Raw genomic sequence first — 21,013 nt, 5'->3', positions numbered from 1 at the left:
CAACTGTCTGGCATTTCAGACTCTGCGGCTACGATGGCATCCATGCGCCACGTATTGCCCGCCCTCGCCGCCGCCTGCCTGCTGGCAGGATGCTCCAACCAGCCGCAAGAAGCTCCAGATGCTACAGAAGACCCAGAAAACTATGTGGCCCTCGGGGATTCCTACGCGGCGATGGGCTCGACGACGCTCCCGCTCGATCCGCCCGATTCCTGCGCCAGAGCACAAGACTCCTATCCGGAGATCGCTGCGCAGGACATCGCCACGAGCTCTTTCCGCAACGTCGCCTGCCAGGGCGCGAGCACACTCGATGTTTTATCCTCCGCGGGCGAGCACCCCGCCCAGGTGGACGCACTGGCCGCGGATACGTCCCTTGTCTCCTTGAGCATCGGCGGCAACGATGCCAGCTTTGTGCGTCTGACCCAATGCGCAACGGACGATATATGCCAGGACGAATCCGGCCCGCAGATAGAACTGGAGCTGCACGATCTGCCCCAACGCCTAGACAAGGTCTACGGGGAAATCGCCCACCGCTCACCTGAGGCGAAGGTCATTGCCACCGGCTATATACCCCTCATCAATCCAGGCGAGAGTTGCCCCTTCATAGAAAAAATCCCGGCCACAGACCGGGAGTGGTTGGCAGATACCATCCAGCGCATCAACAAAGCGGTGCGCGAAGCCGCCGAACGCAATGGCGCCACCTACGTGCTGCCTGACGATGCCCCGCAGCACTCCGCCTGCTCGGATGAGCCGTGGGTGGACTTTACGGGGCAGGATACCGATTCCTTCCCCATGCACCCCACCCACGCGGGCCAGGCGGCGATGGCCGAGGCGTTAGGCAGAGCCCTCTAGCCCGGCGCGGGCGGCGTCGTCCGATCCGGGAACGCGCATCTCAAACTTTTCGGTAACCACCGTGTAGTCGAAATAGCCCATGCGTGCAATGGGTTTAATCCGGACGATATCGAGCTTGCCATCCTCATCAACAACGGATTCATCGATGTGGATGGTCTTAACATCTGCAACCACGAGGTCTATTGTGCCGACCTTGGAATTTCCCGGCAGGCGCAGCGTGGTCTTATATTCGCACTCAAACTTCACTGGGGATTCTTTCACCATGGGTATGCGGTAGTTCTCCGCGTATTCCTTGGTGACATTCAAGCGCTCCCATTCGCTATCGCCGTGCTCGAGCACCTGCGCGGACTTATTAACCTCTTCACGCAGGTCATAGGTTGCCATATTCCACACAAACCAGCCGGTTTCCTCCGCATTGAGCACAGTGTCCTTTCGCCGACCATCCGGGTATTGGTTGGCAGAAAACATCACCATGGGTGGGTCAAAAGTGAGGTTTTGCCACTGGCTATACGGGGCGATATTTTCTCGGCCCTCGCTATCAACACTGGACAACCACCCAATGGGGCGCGGCACCGTGCTGGACTTAAACGGCGAATACGGCAACGGGTTCGGCTCGGACTGCGGGTTCCACTTTAAGGAAGACATATTAACCACGCAGCTTTCCAGTAGCGGCCTCGACGGCATCGATCAGCGCGCCAGACTTGACTAGGCGCACGGTCTCCTCGATTTCTGGCGAGAGGTAGCGGTCGGTGCCGGGACCAGGAATGGTCTCGCGCAGGGCGGAGATGACCGCGCCGGTGCCGCCAGCGGGCGTGCCCTCGCGCATGTCGATGGCGCGCGCCGCGGTGAGGATCTCCACGGCGAGCACGCGCTGCAGGCCATCGACGGCCTTGCGCAGCTTGCGGGCGGCGGACCAGCCCATGGACACGTGGTCTTCCTGCATGGCAGAAGAAGGAATGGAATCGGCCGAGGCCGGTGTGGCCAGGCGCTTTAATTCGCTGACGATGCCCGCTTGGGCGTATTGGGCGATCATGTGGCCGGAGTCGACACCGGGGTCATCGGCAAGAAAGGCATTCAAACCGCGGTTGCGGGCCGGATCCAGGAAGCGGTCGGTGCGGCGCTCAGAGATGGACGCCAGATCCGCGGTGACGATGGAGAGGAAATCGAGCGCATAGGCCACCGGCGCGCCGTGGAAATTGCCGTTGGAGACCACGCGGCCGTCCTTGGCCACCACCGGATTATCAACGGCGGCGGCGAGCTCGCGCTCTGCTACCTGCGCGGTGTGTGCCAAGGTATCGCGGAAACCGCCGGCCACCTGCGGCGCGCAACGCACGGAGTACGCATCCTGGACCTGGTTCTTCTTGAACTCCTCCAGAGCTGCGGCGAGGATTTCGGAGCCGTCTGCCACCTGGCGGATATTGGCGGCAGAATCGGCCTGGCCTGGGTGCGGGCGCAGCTGCTGCAGGTCATCGGCAAAGACCACGAGGGTGCCAAGCAGGCCTTCTACCGTCATGGCGGTGGCGATATCGGCGGTCTTGGCGGCCGCGCGCAGGTCAGTGATGGCCAGGCAGAGCTGGCCCAGCATGCCATCGGTGCCGTTGATAAGGGCAAGGCCCTCCTTCTCGCGCAGCTCCAGCGGCTCGATGCCGGCGGCAGCAAGGGCCTCGCCGGCGTCCTTGAGCTCGCCGCCCACGCGCACCTCGCCCTCGCCCAGGAGCGCTAGGGCGCAGTGGGCCAGCGGGGCCAAGTCGCCGGAGCAGCCCAACGAACCGTATTCGCGCACCACCGGCACGATGCCGGCGTTAAGGGCCTTGGCGTAGGTTTCTACCACCACGGGGCGCACGCCAGTACGGCCGGTGCACAAGGTGGATAGGCGCAGCAGCATGAGCGCGCGGATGACTTCTTCTTCCACCTCAGGACCGGTGCCGGCCGCGTGGGAGCGCACCAGGGATAGCTGCAGTTGCGCGCGCATCTCTTCTGGGATGTGGCGGCGGGCAAGCGCGCCGAAACCGGTGGAGATGCCGTAGACCGGCGTGGGGTCCTGGGCCAGTTCTTCGACTCGGTCGCGCGTGGAGGCGACCTCGTCCAGGGCCTCGGCGGAGATTTCTACCGTGGCGCCGTAACGGGCAACGGCCACGACTTCCTCAATGGTCAGCGCTCCGACGCCGACGGTAACGGTGGATGGGTATGCATTAGGCATGATGACTCCTAGTGTCTTTAGGGCAGCAAAATATAGCTCACGTCACAGCCTAACGCGCTAGCCCGCATGGTACCTCACTTTTCGCGCTGGCGATACATTTTCCCCGCAACTTTCTCCGCGGCCTGGCCCAGCGCCGCGATGAGCGCCTCCACCCTATCGCCCGGCGTGGACACGGGATAGGTCACCGCAATGGCCGCCGCGGGCCGCTCCAGGTGGTCCAGGATGGGCACCGCCACCGAGGCCTGCCCCCGCGAGATTTCTTCCACCTCTTGGTCCCATCCGCGCGCAAGGGCCCGGTCCAGCTGCTTTTTAAGGAAACCAAAATTTTCCCCGCCCGCAGTATCGAAGGCGGCCTTGACCTCCCATTCCGGCAGGTGCGCCAGCATCACCCTGCCCGAGGCAGTCTTATGCGCCTGCAGGCGCACCCCCACCTCCGTGACCAAGGAGGTCGCACCCGGCGCGCGGACTTCCTGCAGGTATAAAATCTCCGATCCCGCCATGCGCGAAAGGTGCCCGGATCCGCCCACCAGCCGTGCGCATTCCTCCAGGCCGCGCGTGGCCATGCGTACCAACGGTTGCTGGGTTACATAAGCAGAGGCCATCGAGTACGCGGCCAGCCCCAGGCCGTAGGTCTTGTGCTCGGGCAGGTGGGCGACGAACCCGGCATCGACCATCTCCGCGAGCAGGTGGTACGTGGTCGAGCGCGGCAGGCCGAGCTCGCCTTGGATTCGGGCGGCGGAAATCGGGACATCGATAGTAGATAGCAGCTTGAGGATGTCTAGGGCATGGCGCGCGGCGGGGACTCGGTTAGCACTCACAACGGCCAATTATATTCCGCTACTGCCAGACAAATTCATCGCACGCTTCTAGTATCGGCACTATGAATACCGAATCAGCCCCGCTTTTTACTCCCGCCCCCGAATGGTCCGGCCGCTCCGATGGCCCCGGCGCCGAGCACGCGCGCTGGCATAGCGTTATCAACCAGGCCGAATCCGCGCCCGTGACCCTGCTGGGTTTTGCCTCTGATGAAGGCGTGCTGCGCAATGGCGGCCGCCAGGGTGCCGCCGCCGGCCCCGCCGCCCTGCGCACAGCCCTTGGCTCCCTGGCGGTCCACCACGGCCATGCGCTTGCCGATGCCGGAACCATTACCACCCAAGCCGATGATCTCGACGGCGCCCACGACGCGCTATCTGACAAGGTCGAAGAACTCGTTAGCAGCGATACCCTGCCCATCATCTTGGGCGGCGGGCACGAAACCGCCTTCGGCTCCCACCGCGGCCTCTTCCGCGCGCGCGGTGCCACCCCCATCATCAACCTGGACGCCCACTTCGATCTCCGCCACGCGGACCACGCCACCTCGGGCACGCCCTTTACCCAGATTTCCCAGCTCACCGATGACTTTGATTACACCGTCTTCGGCATCTCCCGCCCCAATAACACCGCGGTGCTCTTCAACGATGCTGATAAGCTCGGCGTCAACTACACCCTGGATGAGAAGCTGGTGAACCTCACCCCGGCCGAATGCGGCGCGCTCGCCGCCCAGGCCACCGCCGCCGCGGACAAGGTGCACCTTTCCATCGACTTGGATGTGCTTCCCGCCCCCACCGCGCCGGGCGTATCCGCCCCGGCCAGCCTCGGCGTTGCCTACGAGCGCATCCGTGCCCTGGCGGTCGCCATCGCGGCGACGGGCAAGCTCGCGCTTGTCGATGTCGTCGAGCTCAACCCCACCTTCGACATAGACAACCGCACCGCCAAGGCGGCGGCGCGGCTTATCGATGACATCGTCACCACTCATCTCACAGCGGTAAGCGGATAGTCAGACTCAGAACAGCAGGTGCGCGATCGGGGTCGCAATCACGATGGTCAGCGCGACGCGCTCAAACCAAATAATGACCAGGTGAGATAGCTTCACCGGAATCTTGGTGGCCAAAATGCACGGCACCAAGGCGGAGAAGAAGATGATGGCAGAGACTGCCACGACCCCGATGACGAATTTCAGCACCATGCTGTCGCTGCCTGCCACAGCGGTAGCGGGCAGGAACATCTCCGCAATGCCCATGGCCGCAGCCTTGCCGCCAAGTGCTGGCTCCGGCAGCCGCACTATCCAGGCAAAGGGATAAAACAGGTACCCAATCCATTCGAAGATCGGGGTAAAGCGCGCGAGCAATAGGCCGATGAGGCCCACCGACATAATGGATGGCACGATGGCCGCGGCCATGCGCACGCCATCGCGCAGATTATCCCAAATAGCTTGTGGCAGCGACGGCGCGCGCTGCAAAGCCAGCATCGCCTCGCGCCACGCATTCTTAAAGCGCGATCCTTCCACCGGCTTCTCCGGGTCTGGCTCTGCACCCTCACAGTATTCATCCGGAATCGTCCGCAGCGGCGGGATGCGCACGGTAATGGCCGTAACCAAAAACGTCACCACCAGCGTGACGACGAAGTACGTCCCCCAGATATTCATCAAATCCAGTTGCTTGGCCACGATGACCATAAACGCTGCCGATACCGTGGAGAACCCCGTAGCAATAACGGCAGCTTCCCTGCCGGTATAACCGCCCTTTTGATAGACGCGGTCCGTGACCAAAATACCCAGCGAATACGATCCGACAAAGGATGCCACCGCATCGATGGCGGAGCGCCCTGGCGTCTTCCACAGCGGGCGCATGATGGGCTGCATCAGCACCCCAACAAATTCCAGGAGCCCAAAGCCAATAAGAAATGCCAGGAAGGTACCGCCGATGGGCACGATAAGACCCACCGGAGTGGCAATGGAGTTCCACAAGAAGGGAACCAAATCCTCATCGCCTAAAACCCACGGCAGCGCGTCAATGACCATGAGAAAGGATATGACCGCACCGGCGATATTGAGAACCGCAAAGACCGCCTGCAGCGCGCTTTCCTTATACGCCCCAGTACTAAATCTACGCACCGTTCCATACACTGCGAGCGCAAAAATTAGCCACGGCACCACCGCCGGAATGCTATCGCGCACGATGGTAACCATGTGGTCCAAAGGAATGGAGTTCTTTTCCTTATACGTCACAGGAAAGAAGAACACGAACGCGCCAATGGCGCTATAAACAAAGAGTTTCCACCGTCCCCCAGGCCGCAGGACTTCCCCGTCATGGCTCTGGATGGAGGAATTAACTGAATCAGTAGAAGTCACGATAGACCGCTCCTCAAGCTTGCATGATGATCAAGCCCGCGCGACAGCCTGACGCGAACATTGCGAGTATGTTAGCTAAATTACATCTTGTTGTCTAGTGTTTTCTGGCTCAAGGCACAATGGAACCATGTCTAACCCCATCCGCGTCGTCGGTGCCGTCTTTCACGATGGCAACCGATTCCTCGCCTGCCGCAAGAAGCCCGGAAAACCCCTAGAAGGACATTGGGAATTTCCAGGCGGAAAAATCGAACCAGGAGAATCACCCGAACAGGCTTTAGCCCGCGAAATTCGTGAGGAACTCAACCTCATCGCGCACGTAGGCAGCAAACTCACGACGACCACCTACGAATATGACTTTGCCACCATCGAACTAACCACCTTTTATTGCACGCTTATCAGCGGCGAACTTCGCCTCAGCGATCATGACGCAACCAGGTGGGTTACCCCCGCAGAAGCTATGGAACTGACCTGGGCGCCAGCGGATATTCCAGCCGTCGAAAAACTTTGCCCTTAGAATCTTGTAGCTATGAGCCATTCCTTGGATTCCTCGCTCCCCTTCGGCGTTTACGAAACCCCGGTGACCTCACGCATCCGTGAGCGAATGGAGGAAACGCAAAGTCGACACCCATCGGCGGGATTCGGGGTAGGAAACGGCACAGATGATAGCGCTCGCGGGCGCTATACCTCGGCCATGTCTCAACACATTGGCGATTTACTAGAGCAACGCCTCATGGGGCTTAAATCCTCAGCAGACCGAGTAGCCCTTATCAATACAATCGCTGGGTTACTTGGCGAGGACGAAGATATTGATACCGAGCAACTCCTCTACGCCGTCTACAACACTTCTTTAGCCGAACCTCCGCTGCTACCGGATGTATCGCTGACTAAGAGCGCGCTTTTTACTAATGCCCAGGGCGAGGCCAGCTTGACCAGTGAGATTGAGCGGGAAATAAAGACGGCTGATTCTGTCGACTTGCTGTGTGCCTTCATCAAAAGCTCCGGAATCAGTGTTCTTGACCAGCACCTACAGTACCTGCGCGACAACCAGATTCCGTTCCGCCTATTGACCTCCACTTACTGTGGTGCTTCCGATGCGGCGGCGCTTAAACGCCTGGTAGAAAAATATCGCGCCGATGTGAAGATTTGTTATGAGCATAAATCCACACGCCTCCACGCCAAAGCGTGGCTCTTCCGCCGGAATTCTGGCTTCGACACTGCTTTTATTGGAAGCTCGAACCTTTCGCGGTCTGCTCTTATCGATGGCTGGGAGTGGAACGTACGCGGCTCTGCTACGGCGACACCTGAGGTCATTGAAAAGTTTATTAAGACCTTCGACAGCTACTGGCACGATAGCCACTTCAAAACTTTTGATCCGGCGCGTGACATGGATCGCCTGCAGGAATCCCTGCACATCGCCAAAGGCACGGAGTCCCCACAAGCGTTGCGTCAATTAGAGCTTTCTGGCCTGGAAGTTACTCCCTATCCTTATCAAGAAGAAATGCTCGAGGCACTGCGGTCCGAACGTGAGGTAAAGGATCGCCACAAAAACCTACTCGTTGCAGCCACAGGCACTGGCAAGACCGTGGTCGCCGCCCTGGATTACCTTAATCTTTGCCGACAGTGGAAGCGCCGGCCCCGCTTACTCTTCGTCGCACACCGCAAGGAAATTCTCCACCAAGCGCGGCGTACGTACCGCGAGGTGCTTAAGGATGCCGACTTTGGCGAGTTGCTTGTCGATGGCGTCGAGCCACGGCACTGGGACTTCGTATTTGCGAGCGTCCAGTCGCTTAATTCCACCCGAATGGAAAAGCTCGCGCCCGATCAATTCGATGTCGTAGTAATCGATGAATTTCACCATGCCGAAGCACCAACTTATAACGCACTTCTAAGTCATTTTGAACCAGACGAATTACTTGGACTGACCGCAACACCAGAGCGCGGTGATGGCAAAAATGTGCAGCAATATTTCGACTACCGCATTGCCCATGAACTACGCCTCTGGGATGCCTTGCGCCTGCAGCTGTTGGTCCCCATGCACTATTACGGAATCGCAGACGGCACGGATCTTTCCTCGCTCACGTGGAACAGAGGAAAGAAGGATTACAACACCACCGAGCTATCAGAGTTCTATATCAAGTCTGGTGAAAAGCGGACGCGATTTATTCTGAATGAACTGGACAAACGGATTTTCGATCTCTCTGAGATGAAGGCGATCGGCTTTTGTGTTTCCATCGCCCACGCAGAGTATATGGCGCAGCAATTTCAGCATTTTGGCATTCCAGCCCAAGCGGTGACCAGTAAACTAACTTCCTCTGAACGCGCGGAAGCCATTAAACAATTAGAAACCGGCGCCATTAAGGCTCTCTTCTCCGTTGATATTTTCAATGAGGGCGTCGACATTCCTGCGGTTAATACGCTGCTCCTACTCCGGCCGACCCAAAGCCCGGTTATCTTCCTGCAACAACTTGGCCGCGGTCTTCGCCTTGCTCCCGGCAAAGATTCTTGTACCGTATTCGATTTCATTGGCCAACAACATGTTGAATACGATTTTGAGCGTAAATTCAACGCCCTAACAAGAAAACGTGGTAAACGATTACTCACCGAAATAGAGCAGGGCTTTCCCACCACACCACCGGGAACGCACATCCAATTCGATGAGTCGACGACGGAACAGGTCCTGAGCAACGTTAAGAAGACGGCACGGAGCAATTTGCGGAAAGTGCGTGCGCTGGTAGCGGAAATACGAACTACCGATCTCAAAAAGTTTCTTGACGAGGCAAACCTCGAATTGGAGGATATTTACCGGCCGAATAAGTACTCGTGGACCCGTCTTCTGCGGGAGGAAAACCTCCTCGAGCCACGTGACGATGAGATGGAAAGCTTCTTGCTCAATCGGATTAAAGTTTTCCTCCATGTCAATGATGCGACGCGCATTGAGGCCTATCTTCGAATCCTAAAATCCTCTACCTCGCAATTCGAGGATATGACGCTCACCGATCAAGCCTTCGCACGGATGCTGGTCTTGGGCTTTTGGGCTAATTCCAATGCACCCAGCCCGTCATCTTTTGACGAGGCACTGGCGATATTGAGAAAGCACCCACGAGTTATTTGGGAACTCGAACAGGTTATGCGGCTACAAAACGATGCTTCGCGCATTATCCCGCAGCCAAGCGAGGACTCTGTTCTAGAAACCCACGCCGATTACTCACTGGCAGAGTTAGTCGGTGCCTTGCAAACAGGCGAACTAGAAAAACTCGTAAGCCTTCCGCGCGAGGGAGTGAAATACTTCCCCGATACGAACATGGATTTGTTCCTGGTGACCTTCCAAAAGGACGATCAAGTTAGCGCCACTACGAATTACCGTGATTACCCGATTTCACCGGATCTTCTCCACTGGGAATCGCAATCTACTACATCCTTAAAATCGCAAGCTGCGCGCCGATATATTCAGCATGATGAGCTCGGCGGGAAGATTCTTATCGCCTCTCGCTTCACTAAGAAGAACTCGGTGGGAACTGCGAGCGCTTATACATTTTTAGGCGCTGTGGATTATGTTTCCCACCACGGCGAGAAGCCTATTCGGTTCCAATGGAAGCTGCGAAGAACCATGCCAAAGGCGCTGTACGCTGCCGGTCGGACCGTCGCTTAGCACGCGTGATTGAATAATTCTGCTGCACTCTACCGATCAATAGTGATACATTTCCTTTAAGTGATTCGCACCACAGCCACTTAAGGAAGTGTCATGAGCCAATCAGATAACCACACTGGCGCTACATCCGCCGAAGGCCAACAGACACACAGCTCTGAGCCACAAGCAAAGGTGAAATGGACCCTCGTTGGTCCGGGTTTGGTTGCCGCAGCCACCGGCGTCGGTGCCGCCGACTTGGTGGCAACCATGATTGCCGGCCAACGCTACGGCTATGCACTGTTGTGGGCCGTCATCGTCGGTACGATTATGAAAATCGTGCTGGTAGAAGGCGTCGGCCGCTACAGCTTGGCTACTGGAAACACCATGTTCCACGGCTGGCGGGAGCTAGGACGCTGGACCTCGTGGTACTTCGCGCCTTACATTGTCATCTGGGGATTGGTCTATGGCGCCGCGGCCATGTCCGGCACCGGCTTGGCGTTAAGCGCACTCTTCCCCGGTACTAGCTTGACCATGTGGGCCATCCTGACCGGTGTGTTGTGCTTTGTCCTTACGTGGCTGGGGCAATACCAACTCTTTGAAAAACTGGCCGCCATCTTGGTTGGCATCATGTTCGTCACTGTGGTGGGCATCGCCGCAATTACCGCGCCTAATTTGCCTGAGATTCTGCGCGGCCTTGTCCCCACCATCCCGGATGGGTCATTCGTTTACGTGCTCTCCATCGCCGGCGGTGTCGGCGGCACCATTACCCTTGCCGCCTACGGCTACTGGCTGCGCGAAAAGAAGTGGTTCACGCCCAAATGGATGAAGGTCATGCGCATGGATAACTCGGTGGCCTATGCCGTCACCGGTATCTTCGTGCTGGCTACACTTGTCCTTGGTGCCGAGCTCTTGTACAGCGCTAATGTCGCGGTCTCCGATAATGACCAGGGCCTGGTGGACATGGCGGACGTGCTGGAGGCCCGCTACGGAGCCTTTATTTCTAAATGGTTCATCGTTGGATTCTTCTCTGCGGCATTCTCTTCCTGCCTGGGCGTGTGGAACGGTGTATCCCTCATGTTCGCTGACTATGTCGGCCACCTGAAGAACCTCCCACAGGGCCACCCCAGCACCAGCACGGGCGGTAAGTACTACCGTGCTTACCTCATCTGGTTGACCTTCCCACCAATGCTTCTCCTACTGCTGGGCAAGCCCACCGGATTGATCATTGGCTACGGCGTTCTGGGCGCATTCTTCATGCCCTTCCTGGGACTTACGCTCTTGGTACTGCTTAATACCAAGCACACCCCGAAGGAATGGCGCAATGGTTGGTTCATCAACACCTTGATGGGCATTATTTCCGCGGCCTTTGTCTACCTGTGCGTGTCCCAGGTCGCGGGGCTCTTCTAGCCCTGTAACTCGTAGTCCTCAAAGCTCTGCACCGCTTGGGGCAGGATTCACCGGCACAAAGCGGTTTCCGTCAACTATTTTTCGGCATGCGCTCTACTTCCACCTTGGCCTCTTCGCGCGGCTCGCGGCCGAAGAGCCAGGCGATGATGCCGAAAATGGCTATGGCACCGCAGACGGTGAAGGCTGTGGGGAAGCCATAGACATCGGCAAGCAGCCCGATGAGCATGGGACCCACGATTTGGCCGAAGTCTCCTGCCATCTGGAAGGCGGACAATACCTTGCCGCCAGAGCGCTCGTTACCCACGATGTCTGCCACCGCGGCGGTCTGGGAAGGATTGATAAGGCCAGACGCTGCGCCCGCAAGCGCGGATACGAGCAAGAGGAACCACACGCTGGTGGCCAGGCCCATGAGCACCATGAAGATTGCGGAGCCCACCAAGCCAATCAGGATAAGCGGCTTGCGGCCGTGGAGATCGGACCACCGGCCGGAGAATTGGAGGATGATCGCATTGCCTGCGGCGAAGGCCGCGAGCGCGAGACCCGAGGCTGCGGCGCCATTATGGAAAATGGCGGCGGCGAAAAGTGGCAGGACAGAAACACGCACGCCCATATTGATCCAACCATGGGCGAAGTTCGAGGTCAGCACCGCACGGAAGGCAGTATCGCCCCACGCCTCCTGCAGGCGCATGGGCGGAAGTTCCGAGCTAGAGGTTTGGGAATGGTTGATCTGCGGCATCTGCCACCAGACAACGAAAGCAGCAAGCATCACGCCGATGCCGTAGATAAAAAAGGGCCAGCGAAAGCCCAGGAAGGACAAACTGGCGCCAAGGACAGGCCCGGCGACATTGCCTAGCAGGAATGCTGTGGCATAGGTAGCGGAACACTTACCACGAATTGCCGGCGGGGAAAGGCGCACGATAAGGCCCATCGCGGACACGGTAAACATGGTCGAACCAAGGCCCGCCAAAGCACGCAGCACCACGATGTGCCAATACTCTTGGGCAATGGCGACTAAGCCGGTGGTCACGGCAACGGTCATCAGTCCCGCCAGATAGACGCGGCGCGAGCCGACGCGATCCACCAACGAACCAGACACCGGTGCAAAGATCAGCCGGGAGGCAGCGAAGATGGATACCACCAGGCCAGCGGCGGCCATCGATACATCGAAGCTGACCACGAACTGCGGCAAAAGCGGGGCGATCAGGCCATAACCTAAGGCGATAATAAACGCCGCCGTTACCATTACCCAGATTTCCCGCGGCACCTTGGGCTTTTCGTAGGGCGCCGGTTCGGCATTAGCACTCTTCATAGCACGTGCAACCTTATGCCTTTGAAGGTCTGAAAGCTATTTAGCCCACTTGTTCGCACACATGTTTGAATTATTCGAACTCGTGTCAGCCCTGCGGCTTAGAGTGAGTGCCATGCACAACGTAGATAAGAACTATTCGCACACAGTCCCCAGTCAACCCAATGCCACGGCTACGGAAATCGCCGCTGACTTGGCCTACCACCACTATGAGACCGTCAGCTCTATTTCTGCCATCATGCACCACCCACGGTCCTTGGCTCGCCCCACCCCGACGTGGCGCCCGCCCATAAAGCAACTGCCACCCACACCAGGCGGCGCGGACTACAGCATGAGCATTACCCGCCACCGCGTGGGAGCACGAGTAAAGGCGCGGATCCGCGGGTTCGGCGAAAGCCGCATCCCCGCCTATCTCATTACGATTCGCATCACCGACAACTTTGGGCAGGTCGTCGATCCCGCCACGGCGGAAGGATGGGTGCGCACGCTTGTCCCCGCAGAATTAGCTGGCGCCGTCCACGAGATCTCTCGCGGGCCGAATGCCACCTACGTGTGGCTGGTGGATAGCGCCTTTAAGCCCGTCCGTTCGCCGGAATCCCTGTTCGCGGGATTCCAACAAGCGGCCTAGGGCTTAGTTATTGTTGCCTTCTTCGTCGTCAGCGTCAGCGTCGTCGTCTTCGGTGAAGGTGTCGAAGAACTCAAGGTCCTCGTCATCGTCATCATCGGCATCTTCGCAGAAAATGTCGTAGACGTCTGGTTCCTCGAAGTCATCCTCATCAAAGTTGACGAGCTGGGCCTCCCAATCAAGGGCTTGTTCCGAGACCAAGCCGAGCACGTCAAAGAGGCGGTCGAAATCGGTGTAGGTACCAAGTTCTAGGGCCTCAGCGGGGACTTCTACGATGGGAATGTCATCAGAATCGGTGTTGTCAAAGAGGGCAAGGCGCTCGTTTTCATCGAGGTCTTCGCCTTCCTCATCCACCTGCCATAGCTCCGTGACGGCCTCATCTTCGAGCTCTTCCATGTCTTCTTCATCGAAGTCGAAGGCCAGGAAGCGCACGATGGCAGAGGGCACGCCGTCGATGGTTTCTACTAATACGCGCAGCTCTGAATCGTTGCCTACTTCCGCAACCACCAGGTGCGGGTTGAGCTCGTCTTGGTCAAACTCCAACTCCGCGATGCGCTCATCGGTGCCTTCCAGGAGATCCCGGAGGACGGTAACAACCTGGTCGGTGGCGATGTGGCGGGAGACGGCTTCTACGGCGTCTTCGACGGAAAAGGCAACGGAGACTAAGACGGCCTCGAATTCTTCATCGTCTTCATCTACATCCGCCGCAGCGATGTACACGTTGGCAGCAGGCAAGAGAGGATCGATTTCAACAAACTGGATTTCCAAATCAGAGGTGATTGGAACGAACATGACGTCTTCGTTGACGCGGGACTCGATGCCCTCGGCGTCCAATGCGGAAGCGATATCTTCGAAAAAGCTCATGGTGGTTTAAAAATCCATCCTTCGGAAGCAGAGGTCCCCGCGGTGGGCAAGACGCCGCCCGCGGTCACTGTGGAGTCTACCGCTAATCCCGCCGGTGTGGTTGAAAACCAAGGGAGCGCACCAGCTCTGGGCGCCCACTTCCCCACTCCGCCATGTGGTAATCCTCCCACGCCTGGCGGCGTCCATCATTAGGGGCGTGCACGATATAGGCCTGTTCATCAAAGATCATGGTCGCCCGCTCCCCGCCGTCATAGCGCGGCCACTGCTCCTTGGGGCTGCCGCCGTGAATGAACGCGGCCCAGTGATCTTGCATGGTGGAGGTCAATTCCTCCATCTCAGCGCGCGAGCCCCAGCCGGTTAACAGGGAGGCGCGCGAGGATTGGGGATCGCCAAAGACATTGCCCAATTCCATCGAGTGCATGGCGCCTAAGCCCAGCCACTTCAAGACGGCAGAGGCGAAGTCGAAGCGGTACATCCACGTATCGGCCACTTCAGAGTGGGCGCTGGCGATGCGGGTGGAAGGTGCCCAGAAGAGGGCATCGGCAAGCAAGTGCGCAAAATCTTCCCGGCGGACCGCACCGCGATAGGCGGCGACGACCTCAGGGGCGTGGTGGGGATCGTAGGATGCCAAGAGCCGCAGGGCGGCGCGTTCTCGGGCGCTTTGGCGTTGAAAGAGGAACTTGCCAAAGCTGGCTTCGTCCGAATTCGTGCCTATCAGCAGCGGGATTTTGTGCTGGTGGCCCTGCTCAAAGGCGGTGATGGGGTGCTCGGGCAGAAGCTCGCCGTCCACCGTGGGCGCGTAGCAGGAGTTTAAGTGCAGTAGCTCGCCGGCGCGCCACATCATGGATTGGCCGGAGCGCACCACATCCGCGCAGTCCTCCTGGCGCAGGTCATCCACGCTCACCCGGCGCGGCAGGCCCACCCGGCGCGCAAGTTCGCGGGCCCACAAGGTGGATTGGGCACGGGAATGCACCAGCGCAATAGGTGGGGACTGGGCAATGGCACGGTGGAAGAGCCCCTCGGCCGGCGGGCTGGTCATCAGCGCCAGCACCGCGGCACCACCCGCGGATTCGCCCATGAGAGTGACCGAGTCTGGGTCACCGCCAAAGGCAGCGATATTGTCGCGAACCCATTTCAAGGCCAGAATCTGATCCGCCACGGCGGGGTTGGCGCTGCACTCGCCGCCGAGGCTGCGCAGATCGAGGTATCCCAGGGCGTTGAGGCGGAAGTTGATGGATACGTAGACCACGTTCATGCGGGTGGCGAGCTCAAACCCGCGCAGCATGAGCATGTGGGACGAACCCATGATGAAGCTGCCGCCGTGCAAGTACACCACGACGGGCAGCTTTTCCTCCGTGCGGGGGCGCACGATGTCGAGGTACAGGCAATCCTCGGAGCCGACGATGCGGTCGGTCCAGGAGTACGTGGGCTGTGGGGCGATTGGCCCGAATTGGCTGCAATCGCGCACGCCCTCCCAACGCGGTGTCGGGCGTGGGGCGCGGAAGCGGTTGTCGCCGGCTGTAGAGGCACCGAAGGGGATGCCGCGCCACGTCCGCACCGGCCCGGCGCTGATGGGGCGATCTACTCGCAGGTCTTCTTCGATGACCCCGCGCACCCAGCCGGAGGTCGTGCGCACGGTCAGTTCATCCGCGTAGGCGTTCTGTGCCTGTTCGTGGGCCTTACGGGCGCGCTCGTGTGCGCGCATGGCCCGCAAGCGCGCGGCAGCGGTGGACTCTTCGGAATAAAAGTCCCCAGTGTCACGTTGATTTTCCTGCGGGTAAGGCATACTCCCTACCTTAGGTAGGTTGCACGCCGGTGGCGATCCGAATCGCACATGCGCGCCCACCTTATTTCAAGGTCAGGGCTATGCTAGGTAAAAATTCAATTAATACCACTGCCCCAACGAACTTAAGGATTGGTGTGGGAAAAGGCATGTCCATATTTAAAAAGTCCACCCCGGATAAAGCAGCTAGCGACACGTATGACATCGATCCGGAGCACAGCGGGCGGTTTACTAGGGCGCTGCTGAGCTCCCTGGACCGCGCGGTATCCGTGCAATCTGGTGTTATTTCCAAATACGTCAAGGACCTAAAGAAGCACCACCCAGATGCCACTTACCAAGAGCTACAGGGCTTTATTAACAAGCATTTCATCAACATCACTACCGGCACGGGCGCGGCCGCCGGTGCCTCCGCATCCGTGCCCGGCATCGGGCTCTTTACGGGTGCGGCCACCATCGGTGCGGAATCCGTGGTCTTTCTTGAAGCCGCCGCGTGGTACATCCTGGCGTCAGCGTACTTGCGCGGCGATGACATCTCCTCGCCCGAGCGCCGCCGCGCCCTAGTGCTGGTGGTATTGACGGGCTCGAAGGGCTCTGCGGTGGTCGATACCTTTGTCGGTGACCTCGGCACGGTCACGGGGGCGCGTTCCGTGGCCTCCCTCTCCCGCTTTTCCGGGCCCACGCTATCTGGCATCAATGGCCGGTTGACCAAGGTATTTACCAAGCAGATCACCAAGCGCATGAAGTGGGCCTGGGTGGGCAAACTCATGCCCATGGGCATCGGCGCGGTCATTGGCACGAAGGCCAATCGCAAACTGGCCAATCAGGTCATCGAACACGCCCGCCAGCAGCTCTCCCCTCTTTCCCACACTGAGCCGGGGACCCAATGATCGTTTAGAGCGAATTCAGTACCCCTGACATAGTGAAGGTGAGGGATTGGCCCGTATCATATAGGCAGACACTTTGGCGGGTGAGAAATGCGCTCGTACAAAGTCCGGACTAAAGTCGAATAAACGACCATTTTAAAGCAGAGAAATGAGGCGAAAACCTGCCGTGAGCACATCGAGCATCTTCGGCCCGAATGCGTGGCTGATAGACGAGCAGTTCCAGCAGTACTCCAAGGATCCTAGCTCCGTAGACAAGGAGTGGCGCGACTATTTCGAAGCAAACGGCGCGCCCAAGGCGCAGCCAGAAGCTGAATCTCCTTCTAAAGCATCTAAGCCACAACCAAAGAAGGCAAAGGCAGAGTCCACGTCTTCGGCTAAGAAGACCGAAGGCACTACCACCGCCCGCAAGCAAGAGGCCCGCGATACCAACGTGAAAGAGTCTGTATCTAAGGCCAAGGAAAAGTCCGCGAAGGCTAAGCATTCTGCAGGCAAGAATGCGCAGTCTCCGCTGGATAACCTGGAAGATTATAAGGGCGGCGACGAGCGTCAGCTCAAGGGCATGTTCAAGGCGATTGCTAAGAACATGGAAGAATCCCTCGAGATTCCTACCGCTACCACCGTGCGCGACATGCCGGTCAAGCTCATGTGGGAAAACCGCTCCATGATCAATGACCACCTGAAGCGCACCCGCGGTGGCAAGATCTCCTTTACCCACATTATTGGCTACGCCATGGTCAAGGCCGTGCAGCTGCACCCTGGCATGAACGTGCGCTACGAGGAAAAGGACGGCAAGCCCTTCGTCGTCCAGCCTGAGCACATCAACTTGGGCCTTGCCATTGACCTCCCGCAGAAGGATGGCTCCCGCGCCCTCGTGGTCGCCGCCATCAAGGAGTGCGAGACCAAGTCCTTCGCCGAGTTCATTGAGGCTTACGAGGACATCGTTACCCGTTCCCGTAAGAATAAGCTCACCATGGATGACTTCTCCGGGGTCAACATTAACCTGACCAACCCGGGCGGCATCGGCACCCGCCACTCCATTGCCCGCCTGACCAAGGGCGCAGGCTCCATTATCGGCGTTGGTTCCATGGACTACCCGGCAGAATTCGCCGGCGCCTCTGCTGACCGCCTGGCTGACCTGGGCGTCGGCCGCTTGGTCACGCTGACCTCCACCTATGACCACCGCGTCATCCAGGGTGCAGAGTCCGGCGAGTTCCTGCGCACCATCGGCCAGCTCATTGTTGATGACGCCTTCTGGGACGAGCTCTTCGAGTCCATGGGCGTTCCTTATGAGCCCTTCCGCTGGGCACAGGACATCCCCAACTCCGGCGTGGACAAGAACACCCGCGTCATGCAGCTCATCGAGTCCTACCGCTCCCGCGGGCACTTGCTTGCCGATGTCAACCCGCTCGGCTGGTCCCAGCCCGGCCTGCCTAGCCCGGATCACCGCGACCTCGACATCGCTACGCACGGCCTGACCATCTGGGATCTGGACCGCGTCTTCAACGTCGGTGGCTTTGGCGGCAAGGAACAGATGACCTTGCGCGAGGTACTTTCCCGCCTGCGCGCCGCCTATACCCTGAAGGTCGGCTCCGAATACACCCACATCCTGGACCGCGACGAGCGCAGCTGGATGCAGGACCGCCTCGAGGCCGGCATGCCTAAGCCGACCAATGCCGAGCAGAAGTACATCCTGCAGAAGGTCAACGCCGCCGAGGCATTCGAGAACTTCCTGCAGACCAAGTACGTGGGCCAGAAGCGCTTCTCCCTTGAGGGCGCCGAGACCCTTATCCCGCTGCTGGATTCCATCATCGATACGGCTGCGGGCCAGGGCCTCGACGAGGTCGTCATGGGCATGCCGCACCGCGGCCGCTTGAACGTGCTGTTCAACATCGTTGGCAAGCCGCTGGCAGATATCTTCGGCGAGTTCGACGGCAACTACAAGGGCGGCCAGCTCGGCGGCTCTGGCGACGTGAAGTACCACTTGGGCTCCGAGGGCGAGCACCTGCAGATGTTCGGCGATGGCGAAATCAAGGTCACCCTTGCCGCCAACCCGTCCCACCTTGAGGCTGTGGACCCAGTCATGGAGGGCATCGCCCGCGCCAAGCAAGACATCTTGGACAAGGGCAAGGACGGCTACTCCGTCGTTCCCGTCATGCTCCACGGCGATGCATCCTTCACCGGCCTCGGCGTCGTGCAGGAGACCATCAACCTCTCCCAGCTGCGTGGCTTTACCAACGGCGGCACCATCCACATCGTGGTCAACAACCAGGTCGGTTTTACCACCACCCCGGATTCCGGCCGTTCCACCCACTACGTCACCGACTTGGCCAAGGGCTTTGACTGCCCGGTCTTCCACGTCAATGGTGATGACCCAGAGGCCGTTGTCTGGGTTGGCCAGATGGCCGCAGAATACCGCCGCCAGTTTGGCAAGGACGTCTTCATTGACCTCGTGGTCTACCGCCTGCGCGGCCACAACGAGGCCGATGACCCATCCATGACCCAGCCGCAGCTGTACTCGGTCATTGAGAACCACGAGCCGGTGCGCGAGCACTACACCAACGAGCTCATTGGCCGTGGCGACCTGTCTGCCGAGGACGCCGAGGCAGCCGCACGCGACTTCCACGATCAGATGGAGTCCGTGTTCACCGAGCACAAGGAAGCCGAAAAGGCCGGCCCGAAGGAACAGACCGGTATTACCTCCTCGCAGGAGCTCACCCACGGTCTGGATACCTCCATCACCGCTGAAGAGATGGTCGAGCTTGGCGATGCCTACGGCAACCCACCCGAGGACTTCGAGTACCACAAGCGCGTGGCCAAGGTGGCCAAGGACCGTGCGAAGTCTGTCCGCGAAGGCGGCATCGACTGGGGCTGGGGCGAGCTACTCGCTTTCGGTTCCCTGGCTAACCAGGGCAAGGTCGTGCGCCTGGCCGGTGAGGATTCCCGCCGCGGTACCTTCACCCAGCGCCACGCCGTGACCTTCGACCCCCGCAATAGCAACGAGTACAACCCGCTCAACTCCCTGGCAGTGTCCAAGGACAACGGCGGCAAGTTCATGGTCTACAACTCCGCGCTGACCGAGTTCGCCGGCATGGGCTTCGAATACGGCTACACCGTGGGTAACCCCGACGCCCTCGTGGCATGGGAGGCTCAGTTCGGTGACTTCGCAAACGGCGCCCAGACCATCATCGATGAGTACCTGTCTTCCGGTGAGGCCAAGTGGGGCCAGCTGTCCAGCCTGGTTCTCCTCCTGCCGCACGGCTACGAGGGCCAGGGCCCGGACCACTCCTCCGCCCGTATCGAGCGCTACCTGCAGCTGTGCGCGGAAGGTTCCATGACCGTGGCCCAGCCGTCCACCCCGGCTAACCACTTCCACTTGCTGCGCCGCCAGGCTTTGGGCGAGATGAAGCGCCCGCTGGTCGTCTTCACCCCGAAGTCCATGCTGCGCAACAAGGCCGCCACCTCCTCCGTTGAGGAGTTCACCGAGGTCAAGAAGTTCCGCTCCGTTATCAATGACCCCCACTACGTGGACGTCAATAACAAGAAGGTCGGCGACACGGACAAGGTCAAGACCATCATGCTGGTCTCCGGCAAGCTCTACTGGGACTTGGAAAAGAAGCGCGAGGCCGACGGCCGCGATGACATCGCCATCGTCCGCGTGGAAATGCTCCACCCGATTCCGTTCAACCGCCTGAGCGAGGCATTCAAGATGTACCCGAATGCCACCCAGGTCCGGTTCGTGCAGGACGAGCCCGCCAACCAGGGCCCATGGCCGTTCTACAACGAGCACCTGCGCGAGCTCATTCCGGATATGCCGGAAATGGTTCGCGTCTCCCGCCGCGCCCAGTCCTCTACGGCTACGGGTAACGCCAAGGTGCACCAGATTGAGCAGAAGAACCTGCTTGAAGAGGCCTTCGACGTGTAATCGCTTTTAATCGCCGAAGCAGCACCTAGCGCGCTACAGCGCTGAATGCCCCAGTGAGGTTATTTCCTCACTGGGGCATTTTCATGCTTACTGCTATTGCATGGGCGCTGTTGCCTTCGCCTCGCGTTTCTTCCCTCGCCTCGCTGCCTTCGCCTCCCGAGCTTCACTTCCCGCAAGCCGCCTACCCGCCCTTCGCGCTCACCGGCGAGGCGGTTAAGGCATCGGCAAGCACTGCCAGTGAGCGCCAAGGGTGCGGTGCAGGTATCGCAGTAATAGTTCGACGAGCGGATTCGCCAGTTCGCCCACCCCACCCTTCGCGATCACGAAGAGGACCAACGCACGCTAATGCGCGCCTGCCGGTGAGCGCAAAGGGCGG

15 protein-coding genes are annotated in these 21,013 nt (G+C 59.4%); 8 read left to right on the top strand and 7 right to left on the bottom strand.

The window, feature by feature from the left end:
- Positions 1 to 42: 42 nt before the first annotated feature.
- The gene (locus ACLI1T_RS04665; protein ID WP_411703164.1) at positions 43 to 849 is read left to right on the top strand and encodes an SGNH/GDSL hydrolase family protein; all 807 of its coding nucleotides are present in this window, start codon (positions 43 to 45) and stop codon (positions 847 to 849) included.
- Here ACLI1T_RS04665 and ACLI1T_RS04660 read toward each other — a convergent pair.
- From ACLI1T_RS04660 to ACLI1T_RS04650, 3 genes are all read right to left on the bottom strand, one after another.
- Positions 832 to 1,494, bottom strand: a complete 663-nt coding sequence (locus ACLI1T_RS04660; protein WP_349836680.1) for a flavin reductase family protein — start codon at positions 1,492 to 1,494, stop codon at positions 832 to 834. The two genes, ACLI1T_RS04665 and ACLI1T_RS04660, sit on opposite strands and share 18 nt — an antisense overlap.
- 1 nt (position 1,495) lies before the next feature.
- Positions 1,496 to 3,049 carry a histidine ammonia-lyase gene (hutH, locus tag ACLI1T_RS04655; protein ID WP_411703163.1) on the bottom strand — a complete coding sequence of 518 codons (1,554 nt, stop codon included), beginning with the start codon at positions 3,047 to 3,049 and terminating at the stop codon, positions 1,496 to 1,498.
- Positions 3,050 to 3,123: 74 nt separating this feature from the next.
- Positions 3,124 to 3,867 carry an IclR family transcriptional regulator gene (locus ACLI1T_RS04650; RefSeq protein ID WP_411703162.1) on the bottom strand — a complete coding sequence of 248 codons (744 nt, stop codon included), beginning with the start codon at positions 3,865 to 3,867 and terminating at the stop codon, positions 3,124 to 3,126.
- A 62-nt stretch (positions 3,868 to 3,929) separates the two neighbouring features.
- On the opposite strand from ACLI1T_RS04650, the gene hutG reads away from it, so the two are divergent.
- Entirely contained in the window at positions 3,930 to 4,865 is a 936-nt protein-coding gene (gene hutG / locus ACLI1T_RS04645; protein WP_411703161.1) for a formimidoylglutamase, read from the top strand.
- A 6-nt stretch (positions 4,866 to 4,871) separates the two neighbouring features.
- Here the strand turns inward: hutG and ACLI1T_RS04640 are convergent, their stop codons facing one another.
- Positions 4,872 to 6,218, bottom strand: coding sequence for a YjiH family protein (locus tag ACLI1T_RS04640; RefSeq protein WP_411703160.1), 1,347 nt, complete (start codon positions 6,216 to 6,218; stop codon positions 4,872 to 4,874).
- 127 nt (positions 6,219 to 6,345) lie between these two features.
- Between ACLI1T_RS04640 and ACLI1T_RS04635 the strand changes: the two genes are divergently transcribed.
- The 3 genes from ACLI1T_RS04635 (at position 6,346) to ACLI1T_RS04625 (ending at position 11,253) form a co-directional block, all read left to right on the top strand.
- Positions 6,346 to 6,732, top strand: a complete 387-nt coding sequence (locus ACLI1T_RS04635) for a (deoxy)nucleoside triphosphate pyrophosphohydrolase (protein ID WP_023026301.1) — start codon at positions 6,346 to 6,348, stop codon at positions 6,730 to 6,732.
- Positions 6,733 to 6,744: 12 nt separating this feature from the next.
- Positions 6,745 to 9,867 (top strand): DUF3427 domain-containing protein, encoded by a 3,123-nt coding sequence (locus tag ACLI1T_RS04630; protein WP_411703159.1) that lies wholly within the window; start codon positions 6,745 to 6,747, stop codon positions 9,865 to 9,867.
- A 93-nt stretch (positions 9,868 to 9,960) separates the two neighbouring features.
- Entirely contained in the window at positions 9,961 to 11,253 is a 1,293-nt protein-coding gene (locus ACLI1T_RS04625) for an Nramp family divalent metal transporter (protein ID WP_411703158.1), read from the top strand.
- Positions 11,254 to 11,323: 70 nt separating this feature from the next.
- Here the strand turns inward: ACLI1T_RS04625 and ACLI1T_RS04620 are convergent, their stop codons facing one another.
- On the bottom strand, positions 11,324 to 12,562 hold the full coding sequence (locus ACLI1T_RS04620; protein WP_411703157.1) for an MFS transporter: 1,239 nt from the start codon (positions 12,560 to 12,562) through the stop codon (positions 11,324 to 11,326).
- A gap of 112 nt (positions 12,563 to 12,674) precedes the next feature.
- Between ACLI1T_RS04620 and ACLI1T_RS04615 the strand changes: the two genes are divergently transcribed.
- Positions 12,675 to 13,187 (top strand): hypothetical protein, encoded by a 513-nt coding sequence (locus ACLI1T_RS04615; protein ID WP_411703156.1) that lies wholly within the window; start codon positions 12,675 to 12,677, stop codon positions 13,185 to 13,187.
- 3 nt (positions 13,188 to 13,190) lie between these two features.
- Here the strand turns inward: ACLI1T_RS04615 and ACLI1T_RS04610 are convergent, their stop codons facing one another.
- Positions 13,191 to 14,048 (bottom strand): DNA primase, encoded by an 858-nt coding sequence (locus tag ACLI1T_RS04610; RefSeq protein ID WP_411703155.1) that lies wholly within the window; start codon positions 14,046 to 14,048, stop codon positions 13,191 to 13,193.
- 82 nt (positions 14,049 to 14,130) lie between these two features.
- Positions 14,131 to 15,834: a carboxylesterase/lipase family protein gene (locus ACLI1T_RS04605; RefSeq protein ID WP_411703154.1), complete on the bottom strand. Its 1,704-nt coding sequence runs from the start codon at positions 15,832 to 15,834 to the stop codon at positions 14,131 to 14,133.
- A gap of 146 nt (positions 15,835 to 15,980) precedes the next feature.
- On the opposite strand from ACLI1T_RS04605, the gene ACLI1T_RS04600 reads away from it, so the two are divergent.
- Positions 15,981 to 16,718, top strand: a complete 738-nt coding sequence (locus ACLI1T_RS04600) for a hypothetical protein (protein WP_411703152.1) — start codon at positions 15,981 to 15,983, stop codon at positions 16,716 to 16,718.
- 163 nt (positions 16,719 to 16,881) lie between these two features.
- Entirely contained in the window at positions 16,882 to 20,637 is a 3,756-nt protein-coding gene (locus ACLI1T_RS04595; protein ID WP_411703151.1) for a multifunctional oxoglutarate decarboxylase/oxoglutarate dehydrogenase thiamine pyrophosphate-binding subunit/dihydrolipoyllysine-residue succinyltransferase subunit, read from the top strand.
- Positions 20,638 to 21,013 lie beyond the last annotated feature (376 nt).

This window comes from Corynebacterium tuingiense (genome assembly GCF_046718165.1).
In the GTDB taxonomy this organism is placed as follows: domain Bacteria; phylum Actinomycetota; class Actinomycetes; order Mycobacteriales; family Mycobacteriaceae; genus Corynebacterium.
The sequence above is the reverse complement of the archived record's forward strand: the minus strand, read 5'-3'. Positions and strand labels throughout refer to the sequence as shown.

What these genes read in the sequence shown, in the direction of transcription:
- ACLI1T_RS04665 (WP_411703164.1), top strand. Translation starts at nt 43, where the DNA reads ATGCGCCACGTATTGCCCGCCCTCGCCGCCGCCTGCCTGCTGGCAGGA.
- ACLI1T_RS04660 (WP_349836680.1), bottom strand. Translation starts at nt 1,494, where the DNA reads ATGTCTTCCTTAAAGTGGAACCCGCAGTCCGAGCCGAACCCGTTGCCG.
- hutH (WP_411703163.1), bottom strand. Translation starts at nt 3,049, where the DNA reads ATGCCTAATGCATACCCATCCACCGTTACCGTCGGCGTCGGAGCGCTG.
- hutG (WP_411703161.1), top strand. Translation starts at nt 3,930, where the DNA reads ATGAATACCGAATCAGCCCCGCTTTTTACTCCCGCCCCCGAATGGTCC.
- ACLI1T_RS04635 (WP_023026301.1), top strand. Translation starts at nt 6,346, where the DNA reads ATGTCTAACCCCATCCGCGTCGTCGGTGCCGTCTTTCACGATGGCAAC.
- ACLI1T_RS04630 (WP_411703159.1), top strand. Translation starts at nt 6,745, where the DNA reads ATGAGCCATTCCTTGGATTCCTCGCTCCCCTTCGGCGTTTACGAAACC.
- ACLI1T_RS04625 (WP_411703158.1), top strand. Translation starts at nt 9,961, where the DNA reads ATGAGCCAATCAGATAACCACACTGGCGCTACATCCGCCGAAGGCCAA.
- ACLI1T_RS04620 (WP_411703157.1), bottom strand. Translation starts at nt 12,562, where the DNA reads ATGAAGAGTGCTAATGCCGAACCGGCGCCCTACGAAAAGCCCAAGGTG.
- ACLI1T_RS04615 (WP_411703156.1), top strand. Translation starts at nt 12,675, where the DNA reads ATGCACAACGTAGATAAGAACTATTCGCACACAGTCCCCAGTCAACCC.
- ACLI1T_RS04610 (WP_411703155.1), bottom strand. Translation starts at nt 14,048, where the DNA reads ATGAGCTTTTTCGAAGATATCGCTTCCGCATTGGACGCCGAGGGCATC.
- ACLI1T_RS04605 (WP_411703154.1), bottom strand. Translation starts at nt 15,834, where the DNA reads ATGCCTTACCCGCAGGAAAATCAACGTGACACTGGGGACTTTTATTCC.
- ACLI1T_RS04600 (WP_411703152.1), top strand. Translation starts at nt 15,981, where the DNA reads ATGTCCATATTTAAAAAGTCCACCCCGGATAAAGCAGCTAGCGACACG.